This is a genomic window from Mesorhizobium sp. P160187 (genome assembly GCF_057766425.1).
This window is the reverse complement of record NZ_JBYMDX010000004.1, coordinates 272,786-287,216: the sequence shown is the minus strand read 5'-3', so window position 1 is coordinate 287,216 and position 14,431 is coordinate 272,786. Positions and strand designations below refer to the sequence as shown.

The 14,431-nt window shown below is 62.4% G+C and carries 11 protein-coding genes; 3 read left to right on the top strand and 8 right to left on the bottom strand.

The genetic code is table 11. The features are described from left to right. The first annotated feature begins 200 nt into the window (after positions 1-200). On the top strand, positions 201-983 hold the full coding sequence (lexA, locus tag AC3CCE_RS18395) for a transcriptional repressor LexA (RefSeq protein WP_023715817.1): 783 nt from the start codon (positions 201-203) through the stop codon (positions 981-983). Here the strand turns inward: lexA and AC3CCE_RS18390 are convergent. Together AC3CCE_RS18390 and arr are read right to left on the bottom strand one after the other, a co-directional pair. After that, positions 977-3,433 carry a ComEC/Rec2 family competence protein gene (locus AC3CCE_RS18390; protein ID WP_352513706.1) on the bottom strand — a complete coding sequence of 819 codons (2,457 nt, stop codon included), beginning with the start codon at positions 3,431-3,433 and terminating at the stop codon, positions 977-979. The genes lexA and AC3CCE_RS18390 overlap by 7 nt on opposite strands. A 106-nt stretch (positions 3,434-3,539) precedes the next feature. After that, on the bottom strand, positions 3,540-3,956 hold the full coding sequence (gene arr / locus AC3CCE_RS18385; RefSeq protein ID WP_023696562.1) for an NAD(+)--rifampin ADP-ribosyltransferase: 417 nt from the start codon (positions 3,954-3,956) through the stop codon (positions 3,540-3,542). 462 nt (positions 3,957-4,418) lie between these two features. Between arr and gltX the strand changes: the two genes are divergently transcribed. After that, the gene (gltX, locus tag AC3CCE_RS18380; RefSeq protein ID WP_352513707.1) at positions 4,419-5,843 is read left to right on the top strand and encodes a glutamate--tRNA ligase; all 1,425 of its coding nucleotides are present in this window, start codon (positions 4,419-4,421) and stop codon (positions 5,841-5,843) included. A 181-nt stretch (positions 5,844-6,024) separates the two neighbouring features. Next, the gene (gene gltA, locus AC3CCE_RS18375; RefSeq protein WP_023671037.1) at positions 6,025-7,356 is read left to right on the top strand and encodes a citrate synthase; all 1,332 of its coding nucleotides are present in this window, start codon (positions 6,025-6,027) and stop codon (positions 7,354-7,356) included. A 115-nt stretch (positions 7,357-7,471) separates the two neighbouring features. Here gltA and lpxB read toward each other — a convergent pair whose 3' ends face one another. The 6 genes from lpxB to bamA all read right to left on the bottom strand — a co-directional run bounded on the left by lpxB (position 7,472) and on the right by bamA (position 14,334). After that, positions 7,472-8,650, bottom strand: coding sequence for a lipid-A-disaccharide synthase (gene lpxB, locus AC3CCE_RS18370; RefSeq protein ID WP_352459335.1), 1,179 nt, complete (start codon positions 8,648-8,650; stop codon positions 7,472-7,474). Further along, positions 8,640-9,542 carry an LpxI family protein gene (locus tag AC3CCE_RS18365; RefSeq protein WP_023824869.1) on the bottom strand — a complete coding sequence of 301 codons (903 nt, stop codon included), beginning with the start codon at positions 9,540-9,542 and terminating at the stop codon, positions 8,640-8,642. Before AC3CCE_RS18365 ends, lpxB begins: the two co-directional genes overlap by 11 nt. After that, positions 9,529-10,362: an acyl-ACP--UDP-N-acetylglucosamine O-acyltransferase gene (gene lpxA / locus AC3CCE_RS18360; protein WP_352459336.1), complete on the bottom strand. Its 834-nt coding sequence runs from the start codon at positions 10,360-10,362 to the stop codon at positions 9,529-9,531. The genes AC3CCE_RS18365 and lpxA overlap by 14 nt, the downstream gene beginning before the upstream one ends. A gap of 15 nt (positions 10,363-10,377) precedes the next feature. Beyond that, the gene (gene fabZ, locus AC3CCE_RS18355) at positions 10,378-10,830 is read right to left on the bottom strand and encodes a 3-hydroxyacyl-ACP dehydratase FabZ (RefSeq protein WP_352459337.1); all 453 of its coding nucleotides are present in this window, start codon (positions 10,828-10,830) and stop codon (positions 10,378-10,380) included. 1 nt (position 10,831) lies between these two features. Continuing rightward, positions 10,832-11,890, bottom strand: a complete 1,059-nt coding sequence (lpxD, locus tag AC3CCE_RS18350; protein WP_023684695.1) for a UDP-3-O-(3-hydroxymyristoyl)glucosamine N-acyltransferase — start codon at positions 11,888-11,890, stop codon at positions 10,832-10,834. 77 nt (positions 11,891-11,967) lie between these two features. Further along, entirely contained in the window at positions 11,968-14,334 is a 2,367-nt protein-coding gene (bamA, locus tag AC3CCE_RS18345) for an outer membrane protein assembly factor BamA (RefSeq protein WP_023693445.1), read from the bottom strand. Positions 14,335-14,431: the final 97 nt, after the last annotated feature.

Genomic DNA, 14,431 nt, shown 5'->3' with positions numbered 1-14,431 from the left:
GACGCAGGGCACTTTGTCTTCGTTTCACCGCGTTGCCGGCCAACGACTACGAGCGCCGCTCGCGGTGCCGAACGTTACGCTGAACAAAACGTCAACACATTCATTAAACTTTAAAAGGTTGCGGAACACAACTGGAACAGATAGTGTTTGTTCTGGGTTTGTTTTTTCTGATTCTGGTTTCAGAACCCTTGGGGGCCGCGATGCTGACGCGCAAACAACATGAGCTTCTGATGTTCATCCATGAACGCCTGAAGGAGAGCGGAATCCCGCCGTCCTTCGACGAGATGAAGGAAGCGCTCGACCTCGCCTCCAAGTCCGGCATCCACCGACTGATCACAGCGCTTGAGGAGCGCGGTTTCATTCGCCGGCTGCCGAACCGGGCGCGCGCGCTGGAAGTGCTGCGGCTACCCGACTCGATCGCGCCAGGCCTCAACGCGGCGAGGAAGTTTTCACCGAGCGTCATTCAGGGCAGTCTTGGTCAAGCCGGCCAAGGGCAAGGCGGCCAGGGACAAGGCGGGATGGGCCAAGGCGGTCTCGGCCGCCAGATCAAGCCGGGCTCGCCGTCGCGTTCGATGTCTGCCGGCAATGACGATGCCGTTTCCTCGATTTCAATCCCGGTGATGGGACGCATCGCCGCCGGCGTGCCGATCGACGCCATCCAGCATCAGACCCATTCGATCTCGGTGCCGCCCGACATGATCATGGGCGGCGAACACTACGCGCTCGAGGTCAAGGGCGATTCGATGATCGAAGCCGGCATTTTCGACGGCGATACGGTCATCATCCGCAATGCCGACACTGCCAGCCCCGGCGAGATCGTGGTGGCGTTGGTCGACGACGAGGAAGCGACCCTGAAACGCTTCCGCCGCAAGGGCGCCTCGATCGCGCTGGAAGCCGCAAACCCGGCCTACGAAACCCGCATCTTCGGCCCCGACAGGGTCAAGGTGCAAGGCAAGCTGGTGGGGCTGATCAGGCGTTACTGAGCCGGCTTAGGTTTGTACTTTTCACGCTGCTTGTAGGGCGGCAGGCCTCGGGCTTCGCGTGAGAAGCGGCGCTGCTCGTGCCAGGGGCGATAAGGCTTGTCGACGGCGAAGTGGATCGTTGGCGCTATCGCTGCCGATTGTGGATCGAAGAAGACGGCGGCGCTGCCGTCGCGGGCGAGTTGTTTCTTCGTCACGACCAAGACCAGCGGGTCGCGGCACGGATTGTAGGCGGTGGCGTCATCGATGACGATCAGGCTCGCGAAGGCACAGGCCGGCCGCGCCGTCTTGCGGTCTTTCGCAAGCGCTACAATGGCTCCGGAAGGGTGCCGGGCGATACAGAGATCGCCGGTGCAATAGAAGGGCGAGCCGGGCGGCAGATCGAGCGGATCGAGATCGAACCGCGTATCTGTTGCCTCGAAAATCTCAGGTGGGATAATGGTTTCGGCCCGCAGCGCCCGTTTCCAATTGTCCGTGGTGAATTCGTTGGAGCGTTCGCGGTTGAGGGCGAGTTCGCCGCCACCGATCGGCATGGCCACCAGATGCGCATCCTCGGATATGAGCACGTCGGGCGTAAGCACCTGCGGCACCGTCAACAGGCCGGCCAGCGCGAAAGGCACGGCCGCCAGCCTGAGCCAGGTGGTGGCCATGGTGGCGATGACGAGGGCGACCGTCACCAGCAGCACCGAGCGGATGGAAATCAACCCGACGGCATCGACCGGCGAGCGCTCGGAAATCCAGGCCGATATGGCGATCATCGCCGTCAGGCCTTTGCCCATCACATAGAGGAACGGTCCGTCGGCGCCGAACGGCATCGCCAGCGCGCTGAGCACGGCAAACGGCATGACGATCAACGATACAATCGGCATCACGGCCAGATTGGCGATCAGGCTGAGCGGCGACACACGCTGAAAATGCCAGATGGCGAACAGCAAGGTTGCACTGCCGGCGATGATCGAGGTCATGGCGAGGCCGCCCATGGCCAGCGCGAATTTTCGCGACAGGAAGCCGACGAAGGAGCGCTTTGCCGGTGGCGTTCTCACCTTGTCGGCGCGGTAATCGGCCCAGCCGGCATAGGCGCCGACAAGGGCGGCAGTGGCGGCAAACGACATCTGGAAGCTGGGACCGACCACCTCGTGCGGCGACACCAGGATGACGGCCATGGCGGAGATCGCCAGATTGCGCATGGTGAGTGCGGCGCGATCAAACAGCACGGCGACAAGCATGACCGCCAGCATGATGAAACTGCGCTCGGCAGCCACCACGATGCCTGAAATGACGAGATAGGCGGCGATGGAGACGAGTGCTGCCACTGCTGCATATTTCTTCACCGGCCGGCGCGAGGAGAAATCCGGAAACAGCGCAAAGGCGCCGCGCAGCAACGCCATGATGGTGCCGGCAACCAGCGCCATATGCAGGCCGGAGATGGAGATGATGTGGTAGATGCCGGTGCGCCGCATCGCTTCGTTGACCTCGTCCGGGATGCCGGCGCGCACGCCGACAATCAGCGCCGCGGCAATCTCGCCTTCGGCGCCGCCGATCTTGCCCCTGATATGGTCGGCAATGTTTTCGCGCGCGTTCTCGATTGCCGAGGAAAGCCGCGCGGTCAGCGGCGGCGGTCCCTGCGTAGCAATGGTTTTCGGATTGCCGAGAAAGAAGCCGCTGCCGCCGATACCGGTGAAATAGCTGTCGAAGGAGAAATCGTAGCTCTCCGGCCGCACCGGACCGGTCGGCGGCAACAGCCTGGCATAGCCGGTGATCAGGGAGCCGGCGGTCATATCGGCGGGAACGGTCCGCGCCGAGAGCCTGACCCGCTCCGGGGCGTAGCGCAGCTTGGGGTAAGCGGTCGAAACCACGTCAAGCGTCAGCCTGATGCGCCCGCTCTCCATCTGTTCGAGACTGACGACGCGGCCGGTCAGCCGTGTCTGGATCTCGGAGCCGAGCATCTGCGTTCCGGCGCGCCAGGTCTCGACTTTGGCGGCGACGACGCCGAGCGCGCACAGCATCGCGGCCATGCAGAACAGATGCGTCCTCGGCCGAGGTCGCGTGGCGACAGCGCAACATGTCGCCAGCACCACAATGGCGATTGGCTGCGCAAAGCCGGGCTCGCCGGCCAGCGAGAAATAAATGATGACGCCGGCCGCCAGGAAAACCGGCACCAGCAGGAAGGCGACGCCCCGGTCGAGCTCCGTGTTGGCGGCCACGGCAAGGCTGCGGCGGAGCGCGGGCCATGACGGACGGCGAAGCCGTCTGCGCAGACGGGCGATAGATCCGGGCGCTGTGACTTGCGCCGGCAACGCGTGACCGGGCAGCGCAGGAGCGACGCCGGGATGCGGCTCAGGCAGCGCGAGGGGCAGCGGCTCGGCATAGGGACTATCGGCAAACAGCGAGCGTTCGCTGACGCTTGCCTCGGCGCCTTCGCCTTCCTTCGTGCCCCGGCCACGTCCAGCCATCGGGTCTGCCCCTTGCGCCCCAGACCTCCTATGCTACATGAACGCGCAAAGCGCGAAAGTCCGTGCGGTCGCGTCCACCGCGCCGGAATTGACCCGCCAAGGACGCTCAATCCTCAATCATATCTCGGCCCTCCGCCCTCAGGCGAGCAAGCCCATCGTGCATTGCCTTCAATTGTTCGGGTGTATGACCCTGCCATTCAGCGAGCTCCCCCAGGATGAGTAACGGATCACGGGAGCGGTAGGATTTCGTCGGATTACCGGGAAATTTTTTATCGGTCAGGTTAGGGTCATCCATAAAAAACCCCGTCGGCTTTACGATGTAAATCCTTTGACGACCGTCACCCGTTGCAAGCTCTGCTCCCCAGATGGCGGCTTCCAGTGTCTGGGTGAAATAGATCCATGACAGTGGTTTACCTCTGAAATTAGAAGGGTGGCCGACGCTCAGCAGATCCCCGGGTTTCAAATCCGCCCGGGTACCATGGTAGAACGGATCACCCTCCGTATGGTCGGCGTTTCTGGTCATCGGTAGTCCTTCTTTCAATCATGCCTCCTTAGTGGCGAGACCGGACTGCACACAGGTTGCGGTGTTCACGATAATGATTGCAGAAAGGTCAATATGCGTGACCAAGCCAACGCTGTCACGGCGGCGTTGTAGTCGGGCAGTGCCGCCTCCGTGAAGAAATGTCCGCTCGTCAGAGGGGGCACCACCGTCGCAGCGATGTTCCAGGCACTGTGACGGACGCTGCAGCCGAATGAAACCCAGACATTGACGCTGCTGCCAAACGAGGTTGCGCGGAGGTGCGAACAGATTTTGTGCTACAAGGCTCCAGCGCCAGTTGACGCAACCGATAATTGCCGACGTGCCCCGGCCACGTCCAGCCATCGGGTCTGCCCCTTGCGCCCCAGACCCCCTATGCTACATGAACGCGCAAAGCGCGAAAGTCCGCGCGATCACGCCCCGCTTTCCAAGGTTCCCGAGAATTCCATGTCCGACACAGTCGTCACCCGTTTTGCCCCCTCGCCCACCGGCTATCTGCATATCGGCGGCGCGCGCACGGCGCTGTTCAACTGGCTGTACGCCAAGCACACCGGCGGCACGATGGTGCTGCGCATCGAGGACACCGACCGCGAACGCTTCAACGAGGCGGCGACACAGGCCATTCTGGATGGGCTGACCTGGCTCGGCCTTTCCTGGGACGGTGAGGCCATATCGCAGTTCGAGCGCGCGCCGCGCCACCGTGAGGTGGCCGAGGAGCTGGTGCGCCTGGGCAAGGCCTATTACAGCTACGAGACGCCTGCCGAACTTGAGGCGATGCGCGAGGCCGCACGCGCCAAGGGCCTGCCGCCGCGCTACAATGGCGCGTGGCGCGATCGTGCCCCCTCGGAGGCGCCTCCCGGCGTCAAGGGCGCCATCCGCATCAAGGCGCCGACCGAGGGCGAAACCGTGGTGCACGACCGTGTGCAGGGCGAGGTGCGCTTCCCCAACAAGGACCTCGACGATTTCATCATCCTGCGCTCGGACGGCAATCCGACCTACATGCATGCCGTCGTCGTCGACGACCATGACATGGGCGTCACCCACATCATCCGTGGCGACGACCATCTGACCAACGCCGCGCGCCAGACGGTGATCTACAACGCCATGGGCTGGGACGTCCCGTCGATGTCGCATATCCCGCTGATCCACGGCGCCGACGGCGCCAAGCTGTCGAAGCGGCACGGCGCACTCGGTGTCGAGGCTTATCGCGCCATGGGCTATCTGCCCGAGGCACTGCTCAACTATCTGGCGCGGCTCGGCTGGAGCCATGGCGACGACGAGATCATGTCGATCAAGGACATGATTTCGTGGTTCGACATCGGCGATGTCAACAAGGGTGCGGCGCGCTTCGACTTCGCCAAGCTCGAGTCAATCAACGGCGCGCATATGCGCAAGATGGCCGATACCGAGCTGTTCGACATTTTCGTCGCCACTCTGCCATACCTGGAAAGCGGATCTGCTATCGCCGCCCGTCTCGACGACGCCAGGAAGGCGCAGCTGCTGGCCGCCTTGCCGGGCCTGAAAGAGCGCGCCAAGACGCTGGTGGAACTGGCCGATGGCGCGGCCTTCCTGTTCGTCGAGCGGCCGCTGCCGATCGACGAGAAGGCGGCAGCACTGCTCAGTGCCGACGCGCGCGCGATCCTGCGCGGCGCACATGCCGCTTTGCAGACTGTTTCGGGCGATTGGTCGGCTGCCGCGGCTGAAGCCGCGGTGCGCGAGTTCGCAACGGCCGGCGGCCACAAGCTCGGCGCCGTGGCCCAACCGCTCCGGGCGGCCCTGACCGGCCGTAGCACCTCGCCCGGCGTGTTCGACGTGCTTGCCGTGCTTGGCCGCGAGGAAAGCCTGGCCCGGATTGCGGATCAAATCGATTAGGAGCGAGCTGGCCCAAAAAGATTGGCATTGAAAGGCGGGTTTCGCAGTGCAACATTAGGCCTTGGCCCAATCAGGCACGCACCTCCCAAAATGCGGTGGCGAGTTCGCGCATTCCGGTGATTTCGACGTGTCGTTTGCAGGAATTGCCTTGCCGGCATGAGGAACATGAAGGAGTTTGAGAATGAGCGAAGCTGCGACAAGACTGGAAACCGGCAGCAAGACGACGCACCCGTCGACTGCCACGCTCGAACTGGCCGGCAAGACGCATGAATTCAAGGTGCGAAGCGGGTCGGTCGGGCCCGACGTCATCGACATCGGTGCGCTCTACAACACCACCGGCGCCTTCACCTACGATCCCGGCTTCACTTCGACGGCGAGCTGCGAGTCGGCGATAACCTTCATCGACGGCGATGCCGGCATCCTGCTTCACCGCGGCTATCCCATCGACCAGCTGGCCGAGCATGGCGACTTCCTCGAAGTCTGCTACCTCCTGCTCTACGGCGAACTGCCGACCAAGGCGCAGAAGGACGATTTCGACTACCGGGTAACGCGCCACACCATGGTGCACGAGCAGATGTCGCGCTTCTTCACCGGCTTTCGCCGCGACGCGCATCCGATGGCTGTGATGTGCGGCGTGGTCGGCGCGCTGTCGGCCTTCTATCACGACTCCACCGACATTTCGGATCCGTATCAGCGCATGGTCGCCTCGATGCGGCTGATCGCCAAGATGCCGACGATTGCGGCCATGGCCTACAAATACCATATCGGCCAGCCCTTCATTTACCCGAAGAACGAGCTGAACTTCGCCGCCAACTTCCTGCATATGTGCTTTGCGGTGCCGTGCGAGGAATACAAGATCAATCCGGTGCTGGCGCGCGCCATGGAGCGCATCTTCATTCTGCATGCCGACCACGAACAGAACGCCTCGACCTCGACCGTGCGGCTTGCAGGCTCGTCGGGCGCCAATCCGTTCGCCTGCATCGCCGCCGGCATCGCCTGCCTGTGGGGCCCGGCGCATGGCGGCGCCAACGAGGCCGCGCTCAACATGCTGGGCGAGATCGGCCATGTCGACCACATCCCGGAATTCATCGCCCGCGCCAAGGACAAGAACGATCCGTTCCGGCTGATGGGCTTCGGCCACCGCGTATACAAGAACTACGATCCTCGCGCGAAGATCATGCAGAAGACGGCGCATGAGGTGCTCGGCGAACTCGGCATCAAGGACGATCCGCTGCTCGACATCGCCATGGAGCTGGAAAAGATCGCGCTGACGGATTCCTACTTCATCGAGAAGAAGCTCTATCCGAACGTCGATTTCTATTCCGGCATCACGCTGAAGGCGCTGGGCTTCCCCACCACCATGTTCACCGTGCTGTTCGCGGTCGCGCGCACCGTCGGCTGGATCGCGCAGTGGAAGGAAATGATCGAGGATCCCCACCAGAAGATCGGCCGTCCGCGCCAGCTCTACACCGGCGCGCCGGAACGCGACTACGTGCCGATTGCGAAAAGGTGAAAGAGAGTGAATGGTGAATGGTAAGTAGTGAATAGCAGGTAGTAAGTAGCAGCTTGATTATAGGCGAGAGCGCGTTAATCCTATTCACTATTCACTATTCACTATTCACCATTCACTAAGGCCTATTCGCTCTCCCGATGTGGCGAAGAACGACATCGGCGGCGATGTCGCCGGAGGGCCTGTCGGTGGCCATGCGTCTGGCAACCTCGCCAAAGCCGTCCTTTTGCCAAGCGCGGTAGGCGGTGTCTGAGAACAGTGCCTCGAGCTGCCGCGCCAGATAGTGCGGCCGCACATACTGGTTGTAGCTTTCCGGCACGACCGGCCGGTCGGCAATAAGGTTGGGCAAAGCAGCGCTCCACACCGTGATCAGGCTCTGCGCCATCAGCATGATCGGATCGAACTTGTAGCAAGAGATCATCGGTACACCCGACAACGCCAGTTCCAGTGACACCGTTCCAGACGCAATCAGCGCCGCATCGGCCTTGCCGAAGGCCTGCCATTTGCGCTCGGGATCGAGGATGATTTCCGGCTCCTGGTCCCAGCGCGCCACCGATGTCTTGACCAGTTCGGCGACGTGCGGCACCGTCGGCAGCAACAGCCGCAGCCGGTGGCCGCGCGCGCGCAGCGCCGACACCGTCTCGCCGAACGGACCGATAAGCCGGCTGACCTCGCCGCGCCGCGACCCCGGCAGGACGAGCAGCGTCTTGACGCGATCGGCCGAGAGACCGCGCGGCTGGGCTTGCGCCCTGGCCGCGCCCTGCACGCCTGGATCATGCGTGAGGCGATGTCCGACGTAAGTGCCAGGCGGGCCGCCGAGACGGCTGAGCTCCTTTACCTCGAAAGGCAGGATGCACAGTATGTGGTCGACATAGGGCTTCATCGCTGCCGCCCTACCCGGCCGCCACGCCCAGACGCTCGGGCAGACATAATGGACGATCGGGATCGACGGATCGGCGGCGCGGATCTTTTTGGCGACGCGCAGCGAGAAATCGGGGCTGTCGATGGTGATCAGACAGTCGGGTTTTTCGGCGGCGACAGCACTTGCGGTCTGGCTGATCCGCCGCATCAGGCGCGGCAAGTCACGCAGGATGGCGCTGAGCCCCATCAGCGCGATCTCGGCGCCGTCGAACAGCGGCGCCAGTCCGAGCGCCTGCAGATGCCGCCCGCCAGTGCCGACGAGTTGCACCTCGCGCCCGGTCATGCGCTTCAGCGCCTGCACGATGTCGGCGCCCAGCAGGTCGCCGGATTCTTCGCCGGCGACGATGGCAATCTTCAGCGGCTTCTCAGCTGCCATGGACAGACTCCGCAGCCGGCAGGCCGAACACGAACAGGCCGAGCGCATTGGCGCGCGCGAGAACGGCGGGGCCTTCGAGGATGAGCGAACGGCCGGCTTCGACGGCAATGCCGGCGAGCCCCGCGGCATGCGCCGCCTCGACGGTCTGGGGGCCAATAGATGGCAGATCGGCACGCAATTCCTGGCCAGGCTTGGCGCATTTGACCAGGACACCGCGCGTCTTGCCGGCCAGCCTGCCATGGCCGCGCAACTGCTGCGTCCGCTCGAGCAGTCCGTGGGTGCCCTCGACGCCTTCCAGGGCAACAGTGCGGCCACCGATGGCAATTGCCGCCTGACCAATGTCGAGCGCGCCGATGGCCTTTGCCGCCGCGTGTGCCGCCTCGATATCGCGCCAGTCGGACTTTCGCGGCACTGCTTTGGTCAGCGGCCCTTCGGCCGCGACGAGCCGGGGCACGACTTCATGCGCACCGACAACCTTGACGCCCCGTGCCTCCAGGCCGCGGGTCAATATCTTCAACAGCCCGTCATCGCCGCGGGCAAGCGCCATGGCGAGCGAGGGTATAAGTGCCAGTAGCCCAAGGTTCGGACGCATGTCGACCAACCGCGGCCTGCGCCTGATCTCGCCGGCAAGCACAAGATGGGTGATCCGCCGGCGCCTCAGCAACGCAACCAGCGAGCCGATGTCTTCCAGCGCAAGGCTTTCATGCTCATAGATTGTGAGGTCGGACTGACGGTCGGCCTGACCTTCGACCAGGATGATGACGGGCGGATGTCCGGCCTCCGCCAGGCCGGCGGCAACTTCGACCGGCAAGCTACCGCCGCCGGCAATGATGCCGACCCTGGCGTCCGGCGCAAGATCGAGGCCCGTTGAAGTGGCCTCAGCCTTCGTCATCGGCATCGTCGCCGTCGCCACCCTTAAGCGACGGGACGGCAAAATGCCGCTTGCCGCGACTGGTGATGAAATCGATGATTTTCATGGCCGTCGGCGACGACTCAAACTCGGCCTTGGCGAATTCGATGTTCTCGCCGACAGTGCGGGAGCGGTCGAAGATGGTCTTGTAAGCCTTGCGCAGCAGGTAGATTTCGGCGCGCGGCAACCCGGCGCGCTTCAGGCCGATGATGTTGAGTCCACGCAGGCTGGCGCGATTGCCCACCGCAATGGCGTAGGGAATGACATCGCCGACAAAAGCCGAGCAGCCGCCGAGAAAGGCGTTGTCACCAACACGCACGAACTGATGAACGGCGCTGAGGCCGCCAATATAGACGCTGTCACCGACCTCGCAATGGCCGCCCAGGGTCGCGCCATTGGCGAAGGTGGCGTTTTTACCGACGACGCAATCATGGGCAATGTGAGCATAGGCAAGGAAATTGCCGTTGTCGCCGACGGTCGTCTCGCCGCGGCTGGAATCGGTGCCGAGATGCATGGTCACGCCTTCGCGGATCGTGCAGTTCTGGCCGATGACCAAAGTGGTGCGGCCGCCCTTGTGCTTGGTGTTCTGCGGCGGTCCGCCCAGTGTCGCCATTGGATAGACCTTGGTCGCGGCGCCAATGGTTGTCGCGCCCAGCACCGAGACATGGCTGACCAGTTCGACGCGGTCACCGATCACGGCGTCAGCGCCGACATAGCAGAAAGGTCCTATTGCGGCGCCTTCGCCGATCTGAGCGCCGGCCTCGATGACGGCCGAGGGGTGGATTGAAGTCTGTATTTTCATGAGCATTTCGAACCGTCAGCCGGTAACCATCATTGCCGCGATCTCGGCTTCGGCGGCCTTTGTGCCCTCCACCATGGCCTCGCAGGCGAATTTGAGCAGGTTGCCGCGCATCTTGATTTTCTTGACGTGGATTTTCAACTGGTCGCCCGGGACGACCGGTTTGCGGAATTTCGCATTATCGATGGTCAGGAAATAGACCAGCGACGGCTTTTCCGTGTTGAGGTTACGGATGCAGATCGCGCCGGCGGTCTGCGCCATGGCCTCGACGATGAGCACGCCCGGCATCACCGGCTGATCCGGGAAATGGCCCTGGAAATGCGGCTCATTGATGGTCACGTTCTTGATGCCGATGGCAGAATCATTGCCGTCGATTTCGATGATGCGATCGATCATCAGGAAGGGATAGCGATGCGGCAAAAGCTTCATCAAACCCAATATATCGACCGCTTCGAGCGTCGCCGGCACCATCTCAGCTACTTCCCCCTTCGCCCTGCTTGCGCGTCCTGGCGAGCTTCCTCAGCATGGCGATCTCGCGCATGGCTTCCGCCATCGGCTGCGCCGGATAGCCTCCCCAGATCTCGCCCGCCGGCACGTTGCTCATGAACCCGCTTCTTGCAGCAAGCTTGGCCCCTGATCCGATGGTCAAATGATCGGCAAGGCCAACGCCGCCGCCCATGGTGACACCGTCGCCGACAGTGACGGAGCCGGAAATACCAGAGAGCCCGGCAATAATGCAATTGCGGCCGATGCGAACGTTATGGGCGATCTGCACCAGATTGTCGATCTTGGTGCCCTGACCGATGACCGTATCCGACATGGCGCCGCGATCGACGGTCGTGTTCGAGCCGATTTCGACATCGTCCTGGATGATGACGCGGCCGACCTGCGGCACACGCTCAGGGCCTTTGGCGCCGCCGACAAAGCCGAAGCCGTCCTGGCCTATCCTGGCGCCGCCATGAATGATGACGCGGTTGCCGATCAGCGCATACTGAACACTGACACCCGGCCCAATGTAGCCGTCACGGCCGATCTGGCAGGAGGGGCCGATAACGGCGTGGGGGGCAATGACCGTTCCGCTGCCGATGGAAGCGCGGGGGCCGATGACCGCTCCGGCCTCGATGATCGCCCCGGCCTCGATATGCGCCGAGGCATCGACATGAGCTTGCGGCGAGACCCCGGTTTCGCTGGTCATCGGTCCCGGCGTAGCCGCCGTCGGGAACAGCAGCCGGCCGATCATGGCGAAGGCCTGCTGCGGGCGCGGATGAACCAGAACCGCGATGCCGGCCGGCGCCTTGCCCGCGAACTCGGCGGGACAAAACACGGCCGCCGCCTTCAGCGACTGCATCAGCGCGAAATTGCGCTTGCCGTCGACGAAGACGAGCGCACCCTCGCCGCCTTCATTGGCTGGCGCCAACGCATCGATCGATATGTGGGCAAAATCGGAATCGACAAGCGATGCGCCGGTCAGATTCGCGACTTCGCCAGCCGTATACCGGCGTGATGGCGCGAAGAACACCGGATCGGTCATTCCAGAAGCAATATCCAGCTAGGTCGGATCAATTCTCTTCCGGACCCCAACGGCCCGGAAGCATCGTTACCGCAAGATCAGAAGCGGCTCGACATGCCGAAGTTGAATTCCTGCACGTCGTCGGTCTTTTCCTTCTTGACGGGCATCGCGTAGTCGATGCGGATCGGGCCGAAGGGCGATGACCACAACAAGCCGACACCAACCGACGCGCGCAACTTCATATCAACCGAGGCCTGAGTGACGCCAGGAGTATCAATCTTGCTGCCGTACAGTGTGGCGGCATCAGCAAACACAGCGCCACGCACGCCAAAGCTTTCCGGAATGACCGGTATCGGGAACTGAGCTTCCGCCGAAGCATTGAAATAGGTGGTGCCGCCGAGGTGGTCACCTGTTGCAATATCCACAGGGCCAATGCCACCATACTCGAAGCCGCGGATCATGCGGTCGCTGCTCTTGAACTGATCGAAGATACGCAGTCCATTATCGCCATAGCCCGCGATATGGCCAGCACCGCCGGAGATCAGGCCGACCAGATCCAACTGTTCTGATAGAGTCTGGTAGACGGTGCCGCGACCGGTAACCTTGACGAATTTGGCATCGCCACCAAGGCCGGCCACTTCCACAGTCGTGGTGGCGTAGATGCCTTCATGCGGGCTCTTCATGTCGTCTATGGTGTTGTAGACCAAGCCGAGACTGACGGACGATTTGATCCAAGGGCTTTCATCAATACCCTCTCGAATTGCGGCAGAAACGTCGCATTTCGAGGGATCATAGGTGCCGCTGGTCAAGCAGTCATCATCATATTTATACTTTTCCTGCGCGATATTGTACGCTAGCTGCGTCGAGATATTATCGGTGATCGGCAGGCCGAAGCGAACCGTCGCACCCAGCGTCTCGCTGTCGTAGTCCGAATAATTTCGCGTCTGCTGGAAGATATCGAAACCGGCGGCGATACGGCGCCCGAGGAAATAGGGCTCGGTGAAGGACAGGCTGTAGTCGCGCGAATTCTTGCCGCCGCCGGCCGAGACCTTGATGTACTGGCCGCGACCGAGGAAGTTGCGCTCCGCAACCGATCCCTCGACGGACGGACCGGCAGTCTCGCCACCGGTCGAATAACCGGCGCCGATCGAGAACTCACCAGTCGACTTCTCGACCACGTCGACCACAAGCACGACCTGGTCAGGCTCGGAACCCGGAACAGTCGAAATGTCGACTTTCTCAAAATAATCCAGCGCTTCCAGCCGCTTCTTCGCGCGCTGAATGAGAACCTGGTTGAAGGCGTCGCCTTCGCTGACATCGAATTCGCGCCGAATGACATAGTCGCGCGTGCGGTCGTTGCCGCGGATTTCGATGCGCTCGACATAGGCCTTGGTGCCCTGGTCGATCGTGTAGACGACCGAAATGGTGTGATTCTCGAAGTTACGGTCGCCGCGCGGCGTCACCTGGGCGAAGGCATAACCAGAACCCGCCACCTTCTCGGTCAGCGCGATGATGGTGTCCTCGACATCCTTGGCGTTGTAGACGTCGCCCTTGTGGGTCTGAACCACCGATTCCAGCGCCTTCGAGTCGACTTCGGGAATGGTGCTCTCGACGCTGACGTCGCCGAACGTATAGCGGTCCCCTTCCTGGACGGTGATGGTAACGGTGTATTGGTTGGTCGTGTCGTCGAGCTCGCCGACAGCAGAGACCACCTGGAAGTCAGCATAGCCGTGATTGTAATAGAAGCGGCGAAGCGATTCCTGGTCGGCGCGAAGCTTGTCCTCGTCATAGACGTCGTCACGCAGCACGAAGGACAGGAAGCTTGAGCGCTTGGTGGCGATGACGTCGGACAGGCGGCGACTCGAATAGGCGCTGTTGCCGACGAAATTGACTGCGGCGATCTTGGTGCGGCCGCCTTCGTTGATGTTGAAGACCACGTTCACGCGGTTGTCGCCGAGGTCCATGATCTGCGTCGTCACGGCGGCATCGTCGCGGCCAATTCGCTTGTAGGCAGCTTTCACCGCCTCGACATCGGAGTCCAGCGTTGCCTGCGAGAACGTTCCGCGCGGCTTCAACTGCACGGCGATTGCCAGCGCATTGTCCTTGAGCTTCTTGTTGCCCTGGAACAGAACCTGGTTCACGACCTGATATTCGGCAACCTTGACCACCAGCGTCGAACCGACCTGATTGATCTGAACGTCCGAGAACAGCCCGGTACCAAACAGTGCCTTGACCGCATCGTCGATATCGGCGCTGGAAAACGCCTTGCCCGGCTTGATCGTGATGTAGTTGCGGATGGTGTCGGCGTCTACGCGCTGGTTGCCGTTGACCTCGACTCTCGAGACAACGGCTGCTTGCGCCGCAGATGTGGCAACGAACTGCACGGCGAGCGCACCTGGTACAACCAGAGCGGCGGACATAGCCACCGCGGACGCGGCGCTCAAAAATTTGGATGCTGCCTTCATCGGGCTTTTGTACCTTTTCTCGAAGTCCCCACGGCGAGAAAACCGGACGTGCGGTAATTTCTCCTACCGTATTAACCGGATTTTCCCTACACGCAAG